Genomic DNA, 17,912 nt, shown 5'->3' with positions numbered 1-17,912 from the left:
TCAGTCCAACGCCTTCCCGCGCCACGGCGCCTCGCGCAGGGCATCACCCTGATAAAACGCGGGGAAGCGGTCGAGCTGGCGAAGCGCATCCGTCATGGAGACTTCGGCGCCTAACACGGCGCTCGAAAATCCCATGCGCTCCATCTGCAGCAACTGGTCGACGAGCACCTCGCCCGTCGCGCGCAGGTCGCCTTCGAAGCCGAGCCGCCGCCTGATCAGGTAGGCCTGGCTATAGGCGCGCCCATCGGTGAACGACGGGAATTGAAGCTCCACGCGCGACGCAGCTGCAATTTCGATGGCGTAGGCAAGCGGATCGGCATCGTTCGGGAGGATCAAGGTGGATGCCGAAACATTGCCGGCATGATCTTGAGCGTCCAGAAGACGTATGCGTGAGGCGGTTTTCATGCCGTGCCCTCCGTCGTGGCTCGAACCACATCGGCGGCCGCCTTGAACGGTTCGAGCCCAACGCGGCGCACCGTTTCGATGAACGTCTCGTTGCATGCGCCGCGCGGTTCGCGCAGCGCGACGTAAGCACCGATCAAGGCGTCGATGACCTCGGGCACTTCCTGCGCCGAGAAAGACGGGCCGATCACTTTGCCAGGACGCGCATCGCCGCTGCGCACCGCCCCGTCCGAGCCGCCGAGCGTCACCTGGTACCACTCCGCGCCGTCCTTGTCGACACCGAGTATGCCGATGTGCCCGCTATGGTGGTGGCCGCACGAGTTGATGCAGCCGCTGATATGCAGGTCGATCTCGCCGATATCGTTTAGTTCATCGAGGTCCTGGTAGCGTTCCATGATGCTTTGCGCGACCGGCAGCGACCGTGCATTGGCGAGCGCGCAGAAGTCTCCGCCGGGGCAGGCGATCATGTCGGTGAGCAGGTGCACGTTCGCGCTTGCGAGGCCTGTCGCGGATGCCGCCTGCCACAGGGCGAGCAGATCGTCGGCGTGAACCCACGGCAACACGATGTTCTGCGTGTGCGTGACACGCGCCTCGCCCGCGGAGAAGCGATCGACGAGATCCGCCACGCGTTCGAGCTGATCGGCGGATGCATCACCGGGCGCCTGCAGCACGCGCTTGAACGAGAGCGTGACGATGCGCAGAGACGGGTCCCTGTGCGCCGCGACGTTGCGTTCGAGCCAGCGCCGGAGTGGCGGCGTGCTCGCGGCCGTGGCCTCGAGCATGGCGCTGGCATGCGTATCGGCGGTGCGTGCCGTGTCGAGCTTCGGCGGTTCGACAAAGCAACGGCTGACCCGCTCGAACTCGGCCTGCTCGATCGTGTGCGGCCCGCCGTCGATGTCGACGATCTGCCGGAACTCTTCCTCGACTTCGTCGACGAAGCGCTGGCCCTCGGCCTTCACGAGGATCTTGATGCGCGCCTTGTACTTGTTGTCGCGGCGGCCGTACTGGTTGTACACACGTACCACGGCCTCGATGTAGTTCATGATGTGCCGCCACGGCAGGAACTCACGCATCAGCGTGCCGATCATAGGCGTTCGACCCATGCCGCCGCCCACGGTCACGCGAAACCCCAGCTCACCCTGTTCGTCGCGCACGAGGCGCAGGCCGACGTCATGCCAGCCCGTCGCCGCACGGTCTTCGGTCGCGCCGGTGATCGCGATTTTGAACTTGCGCGGCAGGAAGGCGAATTCCGGGTGCAGCGTGGTCCATTGGCGCATGATTTCGGCGAACGGGCGCGGGTCTGCGATCTCGTCGGGCGCGACACCCGCGCGCTCGTCGCACGAAATGTTGCGGATGCAGTTGCCGCTCGTCTGGATGCCGTGCATGTCGACCGTCGCAAGCAGGTCCATCACGTCCGCCGCCTTCGAAAGCGGTATCCAGTTGAACTGAACGTTGGTGCGTGTCGTAAAGTGGGCGTGGTGCGTGGGCAGGCGCCCGGTGCCGAGCTTGCGCTGCGCCTCGAGCGCGCGGCGGTACACCTCGGCCTCGGGCTCGTCGTACTCGCGGGCCACGCGAGCGAGCACGCGAAGCTGCTCGCTCGACAGTTCGCCATAAGGGACCGCCACGCGCAGCATGGGCGCGTGCCGCTGCACGTACCAGCCGTTCTGCAGGCGCAGTGGACGAAATGCATCCTCGCTCAGCTTGCCTTGCTGCCAGCGCTCGATCTGATTGCGGAACTGCGCCGCGCGGCTCGCCACGAAGGCCTTGTCGAATTCGTTGTAGCGATACATGGTGACTGCGGAAATGCCGTGAAACGGCGGACAGGGAACGGGCGACGTTATCGCGTCCGCATCGGTGTCTCAAGAAGCAGATGCTGCAGAAATGAACGCAGCAGTAGCGTGCGCGATGGTCAGCATGGCTTCGATCGCGGAGTTCAATCATGGCTCGTGTGCGGTCGGTCCTGAGCAGTCTCCCGCCTCTTATCACGAGAATTGTGGCGAGTCGCGGCCTGCTTGAACGCGTGAACCCGCGCGTGCGGGTTCGTGATACAAAGTCTGGCAGACGCGAAAGTGCCGGCTATCACTCCGAAGAGCGACGCGGAATTCACAAAGCGAAGCGACCACCAGCCAAAAACGCCCAATGGACCGAATCGACGCCATGAAGGTTTTCGTCGCCACGCTCGACGAGGGGAGTCTCGCGGGCGCGGGGCGCCGGCTGGGCCGCTCGCCCGCGGCGGTGAGCCGGGCCATTGCGTTCCTCGAGGAGCACACCGGCACGCCGCTCCTGTACCGCACGACACGCACGATCCGCCTGAGCGAGGCGGGCGAGCGCTATGCGCTGGCGTGCCGGCGCATTCTCGCCGACCTCGAAGAAGCCGACCTGCTCGCCGCCGACGAGCGTTCCGCGCCGCGCGGGCTGCTGGGCGTAACGGCGGCGGTGGCTGTGGGCGAGGAGGTGCTACGCCCGATGATCGAGGAGTTCATCGAGCGCAACCCCGAGGTGTCGATCCGCCTGCATCTGCTCGACCGCCCCGCGAGCCTCATCGACGAGGGCATCGACGTGGCGTTGCGCATCGCGCATCTGCAGGATTCGACGCTAGTCGCCATTCCGGTGGGCGAGGTGCGGCGCGTGGTGGTGGCCTCGCCCGGCTATCTCGCCACGCATCCGGCCATCGAGACGCCCGCCGATCTCGCGAGTCACCCGATCATTTCGATGACCCATTTCGGACTCGACTCGTGGAGCTTCCCGGCGGCGCGCCAGACCGCGCTGCCCCAGGTGGTGCAGTTCTCGCCGCGCTTCATCGTGAATACGATACGCGCGGCGCGGGCTTCGGCCGTGGCGGGGCATGGCGTCACGCGGCTCTTTTCCTATCACGTGGCCGAAGAGGTCGAGGCGGGCCGGCTCAGGATCGTGCTGCGCGGCAGCGAGCATGGGCCGCTGCCCGCCAATCTGGTTACGCCGCACGGGCGCCTTTCGGTGCCCAAGGTGCGCAGTTTCGTCGATTTTGCCGCGCCCCGGCTGCGTGCGTACTTCGAGCAGGCCCGGCGCATTACCGACGCCGATTGAGCGACCTTCGCCTGAGCGACATTCGCCATCCGTTCGTGGCGCGGAAGAATGACTTCCATGTCGCGGCGATTCTCTCGCCGCGCGATCTAACCTAGACTGGCTCGCATGTTCAGCGGGTGCTTCATAGCATCCGCTCCCGGGAGTCGCCATGCATCGAGCCGTCTCGAATCCGTCCGCGCCTGCGACCTACAACGTCTGGCGGGGCACGCTCGCCGGGGCGAGCGCGAGCCTCATCGGCATTGGTCTCGCGCGTTTCGCCTATACGCCGCTGTTGCCCGCCATCATCGGCGCACACTGGTTCCCCGCCTCGACGGCCGCTTACCTCGGCGCCGCCAACCTGGGCGGCTATCTGGCCGGTGCGCTGCTCGCGGGCGCGATGGTTCGCGCCGCCAGGCCCGCCACCGTGCTGCGCGCGATGATGCTGCTCGCCACCCTCGCCTTCGTCGCCTGCGCGGTGCCGGTTTCGTTCCTCTGGTTCTTCGTCTGGCGCTTCGCCTCGGGCCTCTCGGGCGGCGCGCTGATGGTGCTCGCCGCCCCCACGATCCTCGCGCACGTGCCGGCGGCGCGCCGCGGCTTTGCGAGCGGCGGCATCTTCACGGGCATCGGGCTCGGCATTGCCGCCTCGGGAACGATCGTGCCGATTCTGCTGCGCCAGGGGCTGACGGCCACGTGGCTCGGGCTTGCCGTCGTCTCGCTGCTGCTCACGGCCGTCGCGTGGAACGGCTGGCCCGAGCACGGCGCGCCGGCGCACGCTCACGCGCCCTCGCGCTTCGAACATGCCAAGGCTTACCCCCGCGCGAAGCTGCGCGCGCTCTACGCCGAATATGGGTTGAATGCCGTGGGGCTCGTGCCGCACATGATCTTCCTCGTCGACTATGTGGCGCGCGGGCTGGGCCGCGGCGTGGATGCGGGCGCCGAGTTCTGGGTGCTGTACGGCATCGGCGCGATCGTCGGTCCGCTCGCGGCGGGGCATCTCGCCGACCGCGCGGGCTTCGGTCCGGCGCTGCGCGCCGCGTATCTGGTGCAGGCCGCGGCGGTCGCGATTCCGGCGCTCGGCCTGTTCGGCCCGGCGGGGCTCATGGTCTCCGCCGTGCTGGTGGGCGCCTTCACGCCCGGCATCGTGCCGCTGGTGCTCGGCCGCGTGAACGAGCTGCTCGTGCATCATCCGTCCGCCGTGAAGGGCGCGTGGAGCCGCGCCACGACGAGCTTCGCTGTGATGCAGGCGGTTGCCGCCTACGGCCTGTCGTTCGTGTTCTCGTCGAGCGGCGGCAACTACCTCGTGCTCTTCGCGATCGGCGCCGCGGCGCTCGTGCTCGCGCTCTTCGTCGATCTCTTCTCTGCGTTGGGGGCCAAGTGAATACCACCGTTTCTTCTCCCGCGGCAGCGCTGCGACAGACAAAGCCGCAGCCGCGCGGCTATTCGGAGCGCAACGCGCAGTACTGGCAGCGCAATCTGGTCGTGTGCGTGATCGGCTCGTTCACCACGCTCGTGAGCCTCAGCATGCTGCTGCCGTTTCTGCCGCTCTACGTGCGGCAGCTCGGCGTGACCTCGCAGTCCGCCGTGATCCAGTGGTCGGGCGTGGCGTTCGGCGCGACCTTCCTCGGCACGGCGCTCACCGCGCCGATCTGGGGGCGTCTCGCCGACCGCTATGGCCGCAAGCCCATGCTGGTGCGCGCGGCCATCGGCATGGCCGTGGTGATGTCGTTGATCGGCATGGCGCACAATGTGTACGAGCTCGTCGCGCTGCGTCTGATCGCCGGCCTCGTAGGTGGCTATGCGTCGGCTTCCACGGTGATGGTCGGCACCCAGGCGCCGCGCGAGCGGGCGGGCTGGGCGCTCGGCATTCTTTCCACCGGCGCGCTCGCGGGCAATCTCATCGGGCCGCTGGTGGGCGGCGTGCTGCCTGGCTGGATCGGCATTCGCGGCACCTTTTTCGCCGGCGGCGCGATGATCGCCGCGGCGGCGCTCTTGACCATCTTCGTGGTGAAGGAAGAGTTTCATCCAGAAAGCGACGCGAAATCCCACGCACGCAACGCGGCGGCGGGTTCGGGCAGCGCCGCGCGCCGCCCCGACTATGCGGTGGTGGCCGCGCTGCTCGTGACCGCGATGATGGTGCTGCTCGCCAACATGTCGATCGAACCCGTCATCACCGTGTATATCGGCAGTCTGGGCGTGGGCGCGGCGCATCTCGCGCGCGTGGCGGGCGTGGTCATGGCATGCTCGGCGCTTGGCAGCATGCTCACGGCGGCGCGCCTGGGCGCACTGGCCGACCGCTTCGGGAGCTGGCGCGTGATCGTCGTTTGCCTCGTGCTCACGGGGCTCGCGATGGTGCCGCAAGCGTTCGTCACACACTGGTGGCAGCTCGCGGGCCTGCGCGTGGTGATGGGCATGACGCTCGCGGGACTCTTGCCTTCCATCGGCAAGCTCGCGCGGCAATCGGTAGACGAAAGCAAAACGGGTCGCATGCTCGGCTATCTGCAATCGGCGCAATTCAGCGGCCAGGTGGTGGGCCCGGTGATCGGCGGCGTGATCGGCGTTCACTTCGGCCTGCACGCCGTGTTCTTCGCGACCGGCGCGCTGCTGGTCGCATGCGGTGGACTCGCGCACTGGGCGCAGCGCCGCGCTCACGCTTGAAACTGGAACGCATCCGGAGGGAACGCAACATGAGCACTCAAGTGGACGAACGGGCGTTGCTGCGCTCGCTTGGCATTCAGAAGCCGATCATTCAGGCGCCCATGGCGGGCACCACCACGCCGGCGCTGGCCGCCGCCGTGTCGAATGCGGGCGCGCTGGGCTCGCTGGGCGTGGCCGCGATGAACGCGGAGAACGCGCGCCGCGCGATCCACCAGACGCGCGAGCTGACGGCCAGGCCGTTCAACATCAACGTGTTCTGCCATCGCCCGGCCACGCCCGACGCGGCCGTGGAGCGCGCGTGGCTCGACTGGCTCGCGCCGGTGTTCGAGCAATACGGCGCGAAGCCGCCTGCGTCGCTTTCGGAGATCTACGCGAGCTTTGTCGTGGACAGGGCCATGCAGACCATGCTGCTGGAAGAGAAGCCGGCGGTGGTGAGCTTCCATTTCGGCCTGCCGCCCGATGCGGTGATCGCCGAACTCAAGGACGCGGGCATCCATTTGTTTGCGAGCGCAACGAATCTCGATGAAGCGGCCGCGGCGGTCGAGGCGGGCGTGGATGCGATCGTCGCGCAGGGTGTGGAGGCGGGCGGCCATCGAGGCGTGTTCGATCAGAATGCCCGCGACGACGGCCTCGGCACGTTCGCGCTCACGCGCCTGCTGGTCAGCGAATTCGACGTGCCCGTGATCGCGGCGGGCGGCATCATGGACGGCGCGGGCATTGCGGCCGCGCTCGCGCTGGGCGCGCAGGCGGCGCAACTGGGCACGGCGTTCGTGGCCTGTCCCGAGAGCGCCGCGGACGAAGGCTATCGCGCCGCCTTGCTCGGCGACGCCGCGCGCCATACCACGTTCACTTCGGCGATCTCGGGGCGCCTTGCGCGCAGCATCGTCAACCGCTTTACCGCGCTTGGCGAGGACCCCAAGGCGCCGCGCGTTCCGTCATATCCGATCACGTACGACGCGGGCAAGGCGCTGATCGCCGCTGCGAAGGCCAAGGGCGAATCCGGCTACGGCGCGCAGTGGGCGGGCCAGGCCGCGCCGCTCGCGCGCGCATTGCCGGCGGCGGAACTGGTGGCGCAACTGGAGCGCGAGACGCGTGAGAGCATCGCACGGTTGCAGTCGGTGTGGGCTTGAGCGGCATTTGATCGACGCAAACGGGAACATCGGCACGCGCGATGGCTGCGCGTGCCGATGTTCCTTTACGTGGCGGGAAAGGCGGCTTCAGGCAGGCAGAATCTGCGCGATCACCACGAGTTCGACGGGCAAATCGAGGGGCAGTCGCGGGTGCGAGAACGCGGAGCGCGCGTGCCCGGCCTTTTCGCCGAGCGCGGCGGCGAAGAGGTCCGGCGCGGCGTCGAGCACGGTGGGCTGGTCGAGAAAGCCTTCGGCGCTGCTCACGTGGCCTTCCATGCGCACGATGTGATGGAGGCGCTCGAAGCTGCCCAGGTGCCGCTTGATTTGCGCGAGCACGTTCAAGGCGGTGAGCTGCGCGGCCTCGCGGCCTTGTTCGAGCGTCAGCTCCACGCCCACGCGTCCGCTCCAACGCAGCCTGCCGTCGACGAGCGGCCCCTGGCCGGAGATGAAGAGCAGATGGCCTTGTAGTTGCCGAGCGGTTGCGGTGAGTCGGGCAGCGCGAGACCGAGATCGGCAAGTTTTTGTTGTTCGACGGACACGATGTTCTCCTCCAGTGGTGATGAGCATTCGCCTCATGTGGGACGCTTCAGGATAGAACCAAAGCACCGGGCGCGAACAGGAGCAATCAGGAGAAAACGGGCATGCAACGCAAATTCGACGATCTGCTGCTGGGCAGCATTGAACTGTTCTGCCAGGCGGCGGAGCTGGGCAGCTTCACGCTGGCGGCCAATGCGGCGAGCGTCACGCCCGCCGCGGTGAGCCGATCCGTGGCGCGGCTCGAAGAGCGGCTCGGCGTGCGCCTGTTCGTGCGCACGACGCGCCAGATCCGCCTGACCGATGCGGGGCGGCGCTACTTCGAACAGTGCCGCCAGGCGCTCTCGCAACTCGTGGACGCCGAACGCGAAGTCACGGGCGAGCAGACCACGCCGGCTGGCGTGCTGCGCATCAGCATGCCCACGCCCTACGGGCACTATCGCGTGCTGCCGCTCTTGCCGGCGTTTCGCGAGCGCTATCCGGAGGTGCAGGTCGACACGCATCTGAGCAACCGCAACATCGACTTCGCGGACGAAGGCTTCGATCTGGCGATTCGCGGCCGCGCGCCGGCCGATTCCAACCTGGTGGCGCGCAAGCTGGAAGACGCGGAGATGGTGGTGGTGGCCACGCCCGCCTATCTGAAGCGCGCCGGCGTACCCAAGTCCGTGGCGGATCTACAGTCGCACGAATGCATACAGTTCGAACTGCCAAGTAGTGGGCGCCATCTCGCGTGGACATTCGACGGCAATGCCAATGAAGATGGCGATGTGATCACGAGCGGAAGTTACGGAACGTCGGGCGACGCGCTCGCCGGCGTGACGCTCGCGCGCGCGGGGGCGGGGCTGTTCCAGACGTATCGCTTCGTGGTGGCGGACGACCTGCGCGAGGGCAGGCTCGTGGAAGTGCTGCGCGAGGAGGGCGGGCGTACCCGGCCGTTCATTCTGCTGTATCCGCATGCACGTTATTTGACGTCGCGGGTACGGGCGTTCGTGGACTTTCTGGTGGAGCAGCTGGCGGCGCCTGTGGTTGCACCGAAAGCGCAAACCGGAACGGCGAAACGTTGAAGCGCGCGCAGCGGAATAGCCTCGCTGCTGGATCGTTTACGCAGGACGCGGGGCGCGCGAAGCATGGTGCGTTCACTGGCCGCGCGAGTCGTCCTGGCGTTCCGGACCGTCCCCGCGAGAAGGAGGTGTCAGATGAAAGCTTCTCGCTCGTTGTCTGCATGTCGTTCATACTTCGGCAGGAACCGGGCCGCGCTCGTGCCGCGGCTGCGTCACGTGGCGTTGGGCGCCGGGCTCTTCGCCCTTTCGCTGGGAACGGTCCGCGCCGACGACCTGCAGGCGATCCTGCCGCCGGCGTTCGCGACTTCGTCGACCGTGCCGTCCAATGGCGACGTCAATCCGTACGGCATTGCATTCGTACCGTTCGGCGTGCCCTCATGGAGCACGCTCAAACCCGGCGACGTAGTGGTGTCCAACTTCAATGCGCAATCGAATCTGCAGGGCACCGGCACGACGATCGTGAAGCTCGTTCCGAATGGCCAGCCGGTGACGTTCTTCCAGGGAGCGCACCTCGGTCTCACGACGGCGCTCGCCGTGTTGAGAAGCGGCTTCGTGCTGGTGGGCAACGTGCCGACCACCGACGGCAAGAACGTCACCGCGCCGGGCTCGCTTCTCGTCATCAATCCGCAGGGCCGGGTCGTGAAAGAACTGAAAGATGCGCGGCTGCTCGACGGCCCCTGGGACCTCACCGTGATCGACGGCGGCCAGGTCGTGAAGGTCTTCGTCTCGGACGTGCTCAACGGCACCGTCGCCCGGATCGACCTTGCGATCGGCGAGAACGGCGTGACGGAGTTGCCGTCCTCGACGATCGTCGCTTCGGGCTATCTGCATCGCACCGATCCGGCTGCTCTGGTCGTTGGCCCGACGGGGCTCGCCTATGACGGCCAACACGACGTGCTGTACGTCGCCTCGACGGGCGACAACGCGGTGTTCGCCGTCTACGGCGCGGCGGGTGCGAATCATAGCGGCGGAGTGGGGAGGCTGATCTATCAGGACAATACCCACCTGCACGGACCGCTTGCCCTTGCGCTCGCCCCCAACGGGCATCTCGTCACGGCCAACGGCGACGCCGTGAACGCCGATCCGCAACAGCCCAGCGAGATCGTCGAATTCACCGTGGAAGGCCAATTCGTCGCGCAGATGTCGGTCGATCCCACGGCGGGTTCCGCGTTCGGGCTCGCATTTGGCATGGACAGCCACCATCACTCGCAGTTTGCCGCCGTAGACGACAGCACCAATGCGGCAACGGTCTGGACGTTGCGCACGGGTGACTGATCGACAACAACGCAACGTCACTACCCACGGCTCGCCCCGAAGCACAGGGGCGAGCCTGGCAATGTCGATCGATTAGGTAGCCGAAATAATATCAGGGCTTCACGGTGTGCCACATGCCTTTGAAGCCATCGCCGTTCATCTGGCCGGCGTGCGTGTCCTTCGAGTAGCGATAGAGGGGGTGGCCCTTGTAGGTCCATTGATGCTTGCCGTCTTCGGCAGCGATCAGCCCCCAGTCGCCGCTGGCCTTGTCGTAGGGGTCGGCGAGCGCGGCCGGCCACATGCTTGCGCACGCACCGGCGCAGGCGCTTTTGCCTTGCACCGTGTCCTTGTCGAACGTATAGAGCGTCATGCCGTCATCGTCGACGACCATGCCGCTGGCCACTTTCGGCGCTTCCGCGAACACCGCAATGGGCAGAAGGCAAGCCATGGCGCACACCAGGATTCTGGTCATGATTTCAGTCCTTGTAAAAACCCCGCCGGGATACGTGATAAACGGCTGACGGCGACCTTTCTTCCATTTTCGATTCGTTCGTTCGTTCGTTTCCGAACAAACGCGGCTAGTTCGCGCACGTCGAGCAGCCGGGCCGAAACCGGATGCGGCATACTGCAAAGCGAACCCACGCGTTTGCCAGGACAGAGAGCCGCGATGATCTTTCGCCAGCTTTTCGACCCCGTATCGTCCACCTATACCTACCTGCTCGGCGACCCCGAAAGCGGCGAGGCGCTGCTGATCGACCCGGTCTACGAGCAGGTGCCGCGCGACCTCGCGCTGCTGCAGGAACTGGGCCTGCGCCTGCAGGCGACGCTCGATACCCATGTGCACGCCGATCATGTCACGGGCGCGTGGCGCTTGCGCGAGCGCAGCGGCAGCCAGATCGCGCTCGCCGAAGCGGTAGGCGCCGAGGGCGTGGACCGTCCGCTGCGGCACGGCGATCGCATCGCCTTCGGCAAGCGGTATCTGGAAGTGCGCGCCACGCCCGGCCACACCAGCGGCTGCCTGACCTACGTGCTCGACGACGCGAGCATGGCCTTTACCGGCGATAGCCTGCTGATACGCGGCTGCGGCCGCACCGATTTTCAGGGCGGGAGCGCGGAACAGCTGTTCACTTCCGTGCGCGAGCAGATCCTCTCGCTGCCCGACGACTGCCTGCTCTACCCGGCGCACGACTATCGCGGCATCACGGTCACGAGCGTGGCGGAGGAGCGCCGCTTCAATCCGCGCCTGGGCGGCGACGTCGATCTCGGCGACTTCGCGGGCTACATGCGCAACCTGAATTTGCCGCACCCCAAGCAGATGGCCGTCGCGGTGCCCGCCAACCTGCGCTGCGGCAAGCCCGAAGGCGACGCGCCGATCCAGGAATCGCCCGACTGGGCGCCGCTCACGCTGCGCTTTAGCGGCGTATGGGAAATCGAGCCCATGGCGCTGCTGGAGCATGCGGCGGCGCTGCAGATCGTCGACGTGCGCGAGGCGCCCGAGTTCATCGACCATCTCGGCCATCTGCCCGATGCGAAGCTCGTGCCGCTCTCGCAACTGACGGCGCGCATCGACGAGCTCGATCGCGATCGGCCGGTCGTGGCGGTGTGCCGCTCCGGCGTGCGCTCAGCGCAGGCAAGCGTATTGCTGACCAAGGCGGGCTTCGGCAAGGTGGCCAATCTCGCTGGCGGCATGTTGCGCTGGAAGGCCGAGGGATTGCCGGTTGCGCCATGCAGTCCCTGATGACGCCTTGGAGGAGACGAACATGACAGCCCACGACTTCGCGGAGTTTTCCTGGGACGAACAGGAAGACATCAAGGCTGTGCTCGCGAGCCGGGGGCTCGACCTGCGCGAGTTCCGGATCTCGGACCACGAGAAAACGGCCGTCGGCGGCGAGCGCGCGGCGATCCGGCAGGTGTCTGTCACGCGGATCGCCAACGGCAAGACGGCCACCTACGACACCGACCACTTTGCCCCGTGGATCACGGATTTCGACGAAGCGCTGCAGGCCGGCGAGTTCGACGACTGAACCCGGTCGAGCGGGCCCTGACGACACCGAGGCCACGCTCTGTCTTCCACGCATGCTGGCGTACACTCGTGCCCTTGAGAAAGGAACCGGTAACGAGGAGCGAGGCTGGCCATGACGAACGCCACGGTGTCTGAGGGCCGGAACGATCACTGGCTCGTCGCGCGGCGCGATGTGCTGACGGGCATCGAAAGTTTGCGGGCGCATTTCAGCGGCCACGCCTACGACCCCCACGATCACGACGACATGTTGATCGGCTATACGGAGCAGGGGGTGCAGCGCTTTCAGTGTCACCGGTCGCTGCATACGAGCGTGCCGGGCCGGGCGATCCTGATCGAGCCGGGCGCGCTGCACGACGGCCACGCGCCCGAGCCGGGCGGCTTCACCTATGCGATGTTGTACCTGCCGCAGCCGTGGGTAGAGCGTGCGGCGCGCAGGCTCAACATCGCGGGACTGGGCGGCGTGGCGGCCGCTTTCGGCCAGACGCTCGTTGACGACCCGCGCCTGACCGAGGCGATCCGCCGTGCGTTTCTTGCGCTATATGGCGAGGAATGCCGGCTCGCGCGCGACGAGGCGCTCGACTGCTTGCTGGAGCGCCTGGGCGGCCATCTGCTCGATACGACCGCGGCGGCGCCCTCCGCTTCGCCCGCGCTTGCCCGCGTTCGAGACCTGCTGCACGAGCACATGGGCGCGAACATCGGGCTCGACGAACTCGTCGATAGCTCGGGCATCGACCGGTTTCGTCTGACGCGCCTGTTCCAGCGCGAGTTCGGCACCTCGCCCCATGCGTACCTGGTGCGCTTGCGTCTGCGCGCCGCGCGCAGGCTGCTTGCGGCGGGCCACACGCCGGCCCGGGTCGCCGCGGAAGTGGGTTTCGCCGACCAGAGCCATCTCGGCCGCTGGTTTCGCCGCGCGTACCGCATGACGCCGGCCACCTACCGGCGCATGTGCGCGCGCATGTGATTGCGCTGCGCTCGCGTTACGGGCGGAACAGCCAGCTCGCCAGTTGCGTGCCGACGAATGCGCAAGCGCCGCCGGCAAACGCGGCGATGCCCAGCCATGGGTAGCGGGCCGTGAACGGGTGCACGCAGATCAGCGCGACGCAACTGAAGAGCGCAGTGAACATGCCACGTTTGAACTTGACGGTGGTTTCTCTCACTGCGGCTCCTCGCAGGAAGGTCTGCGCTACCGGCTCAACGCGGCCTGAGCCCGTTGCAGCCACTCGCTATTGTGCTCGCGGGCGTGGCGGGGCCAGTGCTTCGCGTCGTGCACGATCTCGGCATAAAGCTCGCGCGAGCGCTGGCGGTCGGCGTCGCCGGGCTGCTTTGCCAGCCAGTCGGCGAAGAGGCAACGCGGGGCGGCGTCGCTCGCGCACGAGAGCGCGGCTTCGAACGCGGCGCGCGTGCCCGCTGCGCCGTTCGCAGCGAGCGCCCGGGCGTACAGCAAGGAGGGATCCGGTTGCTGGCGGGCGACAGGCTGGACGGCGAACAGCTTCTCCAGCGTCTCCTGCGTGGCCGCGGCATTGCCGTTGGCGAACTGCGCGCGCGCGAGGCCCTCGAGCAAGGCGGGATCGGATGCGAACGGCCCAGTGGCCGCCGCCTGGTAGTGCTCAAGCGCTTCGGCCGCGTTGCCCGCGTCGAGCAGCGCCGCGCCCAGGCGCATGCGGTGCGCAACGGTCGGCGCGCGGTCGAAATCGTTGCGCGCTTCGCGCACGGCGCGGTTGGGGTCGACCAGTTGCGAGATGGCCCGGCCTGTCGCCCTCGCCCCGCGCGACTGGCGCAGGCTCGGCAGATAGATGACGAAGAAGTAGACGAGGCTGCCGAGGCCGGGGAAAAGGAACAGGATCAGCAGCCAGTACATGTTCTGCTGGTTGCGGATGGCATGCACTGCGAAGAGTAGCGCAATGATGACGTAAAGACTGATTCCGAAAATGCGCATTGACGAGAGGGCCCGTTGTGGTGCGTGGTTGTGTTACGTGTCGCAAGGCGTCGAATTGGCCTGAAACTGGCGGATCAATGGCGACGCCCGCGCAGTTTGCACTGCAGCGATTTCAACTGTTCAATAATACCCGCCGGCAGCTTGCGTTCGCACGCAGGTGCCGTGGATTACGACGAATGCGTCGGGTTCGAAATCCGTCTGCCGCCGCCACGCCGGGTGCGGTCCCGGCGTGCCGCGAGCGAGGCCGAGCACGCAGCGCAGCGCGTCGCGCACCTCGCGTTCTTCGTCCGTTTCGTCGGGTTTGAGTCGGCCGAGGAAACCCTTGCACCTGTCGTGAAGCACGGGCGCATTGAGCGGCACTGTTTCGCATGCATCGATTTTCGCAAGAGCTTGTTGCGTCATCTGTCTCTAATGCGGACGCAGCCGGCGCCGTATACGCAGTAACTCTCGCAATGCGTGCCGGCGAAGGCGGGGTGCCGCTTGCTCAGGCACGCTCCTCAAAATATTAGAAAACGACAGACTGATGAAGCTTTCATTTGTGCAAAGGCTTTGGTTGCCGCTGATCCTGAGCCTCGTGTGTCTCGCAGGCGTATCGATTTATGACGCCTGGCAGATGCGGGCAACGCGCCTCGAGGAGCGCAAGGCGGATTTAAAGCACGCCTCGGAAATCGCGCTCGCCGTGGTGAAGTCATACGGCGAGCGCGCCAATGCCGGCACGTTGTCGCAAGAAGACGCCCAGAAACGCGCGATGGAAGCCGTCAAGAACATGAAGTATGGCGAGGGTGGCTACTTCGGCATTATGAATTCGCAGTACGTGCTGCTGATGAATGCCGCGAGCCCGCACCTGGTCGGCAAGAACGTGGGTGACTTTCAGGATTCGAACGGCGTTTATCTGTTCAAGGAAATTGTTGCCGTCATCAAGCAGGAAGGCCAGGGCTTCGTGTCCTATTCCTTCAAGCGCGTCGGCTCGGAAGGCGTTGCGCCGAAAATCTCCTATAGCGTGAGCTATCAGCCGTGGGACTGGATTCTCACGACGGGTCTTTACGTCGACGATATCGACGCGGCGTTCCGCGTGACGCTCTATTGGAGCCTCGGCATTCTGGCGGTGATCGCGCTGGCGCTCTCGGCGGTCGTGGCGGTGGTGAACCGGGGCATCCTGCGCTCGCTGGGCGGCGAGCCCGCCTACGCGGCGCAAATCGCCAACCGCATTGCCAACAACGACTTGACCGCCGTAGTGGAGATCGCAGCGGAAGACCGTTCGAGCCTGCTGTTTTCGATGAAGCGCATGCAGGAGCAGCTTACGCAGACCATCGACACGATCAAGCATTCGGCTGACTCCATCGCCACCGCGACCAACGAAATTGCCGCCGGCAATCAGGACCTCTCGCAGCGCACGGAAGAGCAGGCCGCGTCGCTCGCGCAAACGGCGGCGAGTATGGAGCAACTGACGTCCACGGTTTCGCAGAACGCCGACAGCGCCCGCGAGGCGAATCAACTCGTCGCGCAAGCCGCCGAGGCCGCGGAGCAAGGGGGCGCCGTGGTCTCGCGCGTCGTGCAGACCATGGAGGACATCAACGCCAGTTCGGATCGCATCGCGAGCATCGTCGGCATTATCGAGAGCATCGCGTTCCAGACGAATATTCTCGCGCTCAATGCGGCCGTCGAAGCGGCGCGCGCCGGCGAGCAGGGGCGCGGCTTCGCCGTGGTGGCTTCGGAGGTGCGTTCGCTCGCGCAGCGTTCGTCGGCGGCGTCGAAGGAAATCAAGGAACTGATTCACGAATCGGTCGAACGCTCGCATGCGGGCGCGGCTCACGTGCAGGAGGCCGGCGAAAAGATGCGCGTCATCACGCAGGAAATCCGGCGCGTGACCGATGTCATCAGCGAGATCACGGCCGCGTCGGAGGAGCAAAGCAAGGGCATCGGCCAGGTCGGCCAGGCCGTCACGCAGATGGACGAGGTCACGCAGCAGAACGCGGCGCTCGTGGAGCAGGCCGCGGCGGCGGCAAGTGCGCTCGCCGCTCAGGCGAACGACCTCAAGGGCTCCGTTTCGATGTTCCGGCTGACCGGCTCGCACGATATGCCGGATCGGCGCGCCTTACACGTGTAAGCTTTCCCGCGCGGGCGGCGCAATGCCCCCGCGCGCAACCGCAGCCGCCGCCAATTTTGCACGCGCGGACACGGCACAGGCAGAATACGAAATTCCGGCCGACTCAAATGGGGCTGGATTCCGCGGGCTTGTGGCTACAAGCGGCCGCCCGCGCAACAATCAAAAATCGAGCTTAGGGGGAATTGAACATGATCGGACGGATTCTGGTGGTGGTATCGATGATCGGCGCACTGGCCGCTTTGGCGGGCTGCAACACGGTCGCCGGTTTCGGGCAGGACATCACAGACTCCGCCCGGGCCGTCCAGCGCGTTCTGTGACCTTCGCGCCGGGTGGCATAATAGCCGCTCGGTCAAAGGTTACGGATGGGCTGGACAGGGCTCCTGCTGAATACAATGAAAGTCGATACGGTCCGCGGTTTTATCAGCAAGAGTCTTCGCGTTCCCCATCCGGAAATCGTCCAGGATGAGGTCGAGAGCCTTTCTGCTTATAAAAAACTTTCGCTTCTGAAGAAGCAGTTGCATAAGTGGTCGATCCTTTCGTTGAACCGGCAGCTGGGTCTGTATTCGGAATCTGCACAGTTGCGTCCGGGCGCCCGGATCCTGTTGTTCTACAGCGGCGTCAACAACCTCGGCGACGCGTTGATGGACCTGTCCGGGCGCGCGCTCCTCAGCGGCACGTCGTACAAGCTGGACGTGGTGCTCGATCCTTCTCTGGCCGAGCTTTTCCGCCACGACCGGTATTTTTCGAAAGTCTATACGGATTACCGTGAAATCGATTTCGGCGAATACGATTTCATTATTCTGAACAAGCTCGGCATTCGAGTCATTAAAGAGAAAATCCGCTATGCCGGCCAAGCGAGATTTACGAGCTTGATTGGATGGTATGCGGGCCGCAATTTCAACCACATTCAGTTCAGCTACTACTCGTTTAACAAGATTCTGAATTCCGGGATCGAAGAAGCTGCGCTGTACAGGAACTCGCGGCTAACTCTCGATGTGCCGCAAAGCCAGGATTTTCCGGCGCAAGCGTGGGCCGGCAGAATTGCGATTTCGGTTGGCGGCAGGGAGTCGAACCGTATCTACGGCAAGTGGGCCGACGTTCTTGCCCGGCTCGATGACGATCCCGAGTTGTCGCGCTATCAATATGTGCTGATCGGATCGGACAACGGGCTCAAGGAAGCCAACGATCTCACTGCCTTGTCATTCAGGAACTTGAAACTCGACTCGCTGGTCGGCAAGTTGAAGATCCACGAATGCTATGCGCTCATCGGGCAGAGCAAGCTGTTCGTCGGCGCGGACGGCGGCTTGTTGCATATCGCGCACGCAGCCGGCGTGCCGACCGTCGCGTTGTTCAGCGACGATATCGACCCGAGAACCCGGTACGTGGAGAACGACTTCTTCAGGTGTTCCCCGCTCATCGGGCCGACCGACGTAACGAGCATCGAGCCCAACGATGTGGTGCGCGTCATGAAGGGCGCGCTGCCGCGCTAGGCCCGCGCGAGCCCCGGCTGGCAACTCTCCCTGGCAGATACCCGTGAACCGGGTCTCGCTGCTTTGCGCGAAATCGATCAGGAATCCTGTTGGAATCGACTGCGCCTCGGCCGTCATTCTGAATAAAAGCCATTTTCATTCAGAAAGTTTAAAAGCATAAATAGTGCCGCCGCTCATGGAAATCCCGTATAAATCCGCGTGACCCGCGAAAGCTTCGGGAAGGGTTTGAATCTCTAAAATCCCCGAAACGATCGAGGTGGCGAGCATCGCGCCGC

Annotated in this window: 19 protein-coding genes and 1 pseudogene; 13 read left to right on the top strand and 7 right to left on the bottom strand. The window is 65.6% G+C overall.

Features of this window, described 5'->3' with window-relative positions; all coding sequences use genetic code 11:
* Window positions 1-405 carry a DUF934 domain-containing protein gene (locus M3A49_RS31485; RefSeq protein WP_254352969.1) on the bottom strand — a complete coding sequence of 135 codons (405 nt, stop codon included), beginning with the start codon at window positions 403-405 and terminating at the stop codon, window positions 1-3.
* Window positions 402-2,192 (bottom strand): nitrite/sulfite reductase, encoded by a 1,791-nt coding sequence (locus M3A49_RS31480; protein WP_266232448.1) that lies wholly within the window; start codon window positions 2,190-2,192, stop codon window positions 402-404. Before M3A49_RS31480 ends, M3A49_RS31485 begins: the two co-directional genes overlap by 4 nt.
* Before the next feature lie 349 nt (window positions 2,193-2,541).
* Between M3A49_RS31480 and M3A49_RS31475 the strand changes: the two genes are divergently transcribed.
* The 4 genes from M3A49_RS31475 (at window position 2,542) to M3A49_RS31460 (ending at window position 7,232) form a co-directional block, all read left to right on the top strand.
* Window positions 2,542-3,468 (top strand): LysR family transcriptional regulator, encoded by a 927-nt coding sequence (locus tag M3A49_RS31475; protein ID WP_266232447.1) that lies wholly within the window; start codon window positions 2,542-2,544, stop codon window positions 3,466-3,468.
* A 148-nt stretch (window positions 3,469-3,616) separates the two neighbouring features.
* On the top strand, window positions 3,617-4,825 hold the full coding sequence (locus M3A49_RS31470) for a YbfB/YjiJ family MFS transporter (protein WP_266232446.1): 1,209 nt from the start codon (window positions 3,617-3,619) through the stop codon (window positions 4,823-4,825).
* The gene (locus M3A49_RS31465) at window positions 4,822-6,102 is read left to right on the top strand and encodes an MFS transporter (RefSeq protein WP_266232445.1); all 1,281 of its coding nucleotides are present in this window, start codon (window positions 4,822-4,824) and stop codon (window positions 6,100-6,102) included. Before M3A49_RS31470 ends, M3A49_RS31465 begins: the two co-directional genes overlap by 4 nt.
* A 29-nt stretch (window positions 6,103-6,131) precedes the next feature.
* The gene (locus M3A49_RS31460) at window positions 6,132-7,232 is read left to right on the top strand and encodes an NAD(P)H-dependent flavin oxidoreductase (RefSeq protein ID WP_266232444.1); all 1,101 of its coding nucleotides are present in this window, start codon (window positions 6,132-6,134) and stop codon (window positions 7,230-7,232) included.
* Between the two features lie 87 nt (window positions 7,233-7,319).
* Here M3A49_RS31460 and M3A49_RS31455 read toward each other — a convergent pair.
* Window positions 7,320-7,771: pseudogene (locus tag M3A49_RS31455) on the bottom strand (RidA family protein).
* A 102-nt stretch (window positions 7,772-7,873) separates the two neighbouring features.
* Here M3A49_RS31455 and M3A49_RS31450 point away from each other — a divergent pair.
* Together M3A49_RS31450 and M3A49_RS31445 are read left to right on the top strand one after the other, a co-directional pair.
* Entirely contained in the window at window positions 7,874-8,830 is a 957-nt protein-coding gene (locus M3A49_RS31450) for a LysR family transcriptional regulator (protein WP_254352963.1), read from the top strand.
* Between the two features lie 312 nt (window positions 8,831-9,142).
* Window positions 9,143-10,102, top strand: coding sequence for a hypothetical protein (locus M3A49_RS31445; RefSeq protein ID WP_416339050.1), 960 nt, complete (start codon window positions 9,143-9,145; stop codon window positions 10,100-10,102).
* A gap of 91 nt (window positions 10,103-10,193) precedes the next feature.
* Here M3A49_RS31445 and M3A49_RS31440 read toward each other — a convergent pair whose 3' ends face one another.
* Window positions 10,194-10,553: a hypothetical protein gene (locus tag M3A49_RS31440; RefSeq protein WP_266232442.1), complete on the bottom strand. Its 360-nt coding sequence runs from the start codon at window positions 10,551-10,553 to the stop codon at window positions 10,194-10,196.
* A 195-nt stretch (window positions 10,554-10,748) separates the two neighbouring features.
* On the opposite strand from M3A49_RS31440, the gene M3A49_RS31435 reads away from it, so the two are divergent.
* The 3 genes from M3A49_RS31435 (at window position 10,749) to M3A49_RS31425 (ending at window position 13,065) form a co-directional block, all read left to right on the top strand.
* The gene (locus M3A49_RS31435) at window positions 10,749-11,819 is read left to right on the top strand and encodes an MBL fold metallo-hydrolase (RefSeq protein ID WP_266232441.1); all 1,071 of its coding nucleotides are present in this window, start codon (window positions 10,749-10,751) and stop codon (window positions 11,817-11,819) included.
* 22 nt (window positions 11,820-11,841) lie between these two features.
* The gene (locus M3A49_RS31430) at window positions 11,842-12,105 is read left to right on the top strand and encodes a hypothetical protein (protein WP_254352960.1); all 264 of its coding nucleotides are present in this window, start codon (window positions 11,842-11,844) and stop codon (window positions 12,103-12,105) included.
* A gap of 111 nt (window positions 12,106-12,216) precedes the next feature.
* The gene (locus M3A49_RS31425; protein WP_266232440.1) at window positions 12,217-13,065 is read left to right on the top strand and encodes an AraC family transcriptional regulator; all 849 of its coding nucleotides are present in this window, start codon (window positions 12,217-12,219) and stop codon (window positions 13,063-13,065) included.
* 16 nt (window positions 13,066-13,081) lie between these two features.
* Here M3A49_RS31425 and M3A49_RS31420 read toward each other — a convergent pair whose 3' ends face one another.
* Entirely contained in the window at window positions 13,082-13,261 is a 180-nt protein-coding gene (locus M3A49_RS31420; protein WP_266232439.1) for a hypothetical protein, read from the bottom strand.
* A 26-nt stretch (window positions 13,262-13,287) separates the two neighbouring features.
* Window positions 13,288-14,040, bottom strand: a complete 753-nt coding sequence (locus M3A49_RS31415; RefSeq protein ID WP_254352957.1) for a hypothetical protein — start codon at window positions 14,038-14,040, stop codon at window positions 13,288-13,290.
* Window positions 14,041-14,202: 162 nt separating this feature from the next.
* Here M3A49_RS31415 and M3A49_RS31410 point away from each other — a divergent pair, with 162 nt between their 5' ends.
* From M3A49_RS31410 to M3A49_RS31395, 4 genes are all read left to right on the top strand, one after another.
* Complete coding sequence (locus tag M3A49_RS31410) at window positions 14,203-14,484, top strand: hypothetical protein (protein ID WP_266232438.1); 282 nt, start codon at window positions 14,203-14,205, stop codon at window positions 14,482-14,484.
* 79 nt (window positions 14,485-14,563) lie between these two features.
* Window positions 14,564-16,147 (top strand): methyl-accepting chemotaxis protein, encoded by a 1,584-nt coding sequence (locus M3A49_RS31405; RefSeq protein WP_266232437.1) that lies wholly within the window; start codon window positions 14,564-14,566, stop codon window positions 16,145-16,147.
* 188 nt (window positions 16,148-16,335) lie between these two features.
* Window positions 16,336-16,464, top strand: a complete 129-nt coding sequence (locus tag M3A49_RS31400; RefSeq protein WP_266232436.1) for a hypothetical protein — start codon at window positions 16,336-16,338, stop codon at window positions 16,462-16,464.
* Between the two features lie 75 nt (window positions 16,465-16,539).
* Entirely contained in the window at window positions 16,540-17,637 is a 1,098-nt protein-coding gene (locus tag M3A49_RS31395) for a glycosyltransferase family 9 protein (protein WP_266232435.1), read from the top strand.
* A 135-nt stretch (window positions 17,638-17,772) separates the two neighbouring features.
* On the opposite strand, the gene M3A49_RS31390 is transcribed toward M3A49_RS31395, so the two are convergent.
* Window positions 17,773-17,904: a hypothetical protein gene (locus M3A49_RS31390; protein ID WP_266232434.1), complete on the bottom strand. Its 132-nt coding sequence runs from the start codon at window positions 17,902-17,904 to the stop codon at window positions 17,773-17,775.
* Between the last annotated feature and the right edge of the window lie 8 nt (window positions 17,905-17,912).

Origin of the sequence: Paraburkholderia sp. CNPSo 3076 (assembly GCF_026343935.1) — a bacterium.
GTDB lineage: Bacteria > Pseudomonadota > Gammaproteobacteria > Burkholderiales > Burkholderiaceae > Paraburkholderia > Paraburkholderia nodosa.
Note: the sequence above shows the minus strand (reverse complement) of the source record. Positions and strands in the feature narration are given on the sequence as shown.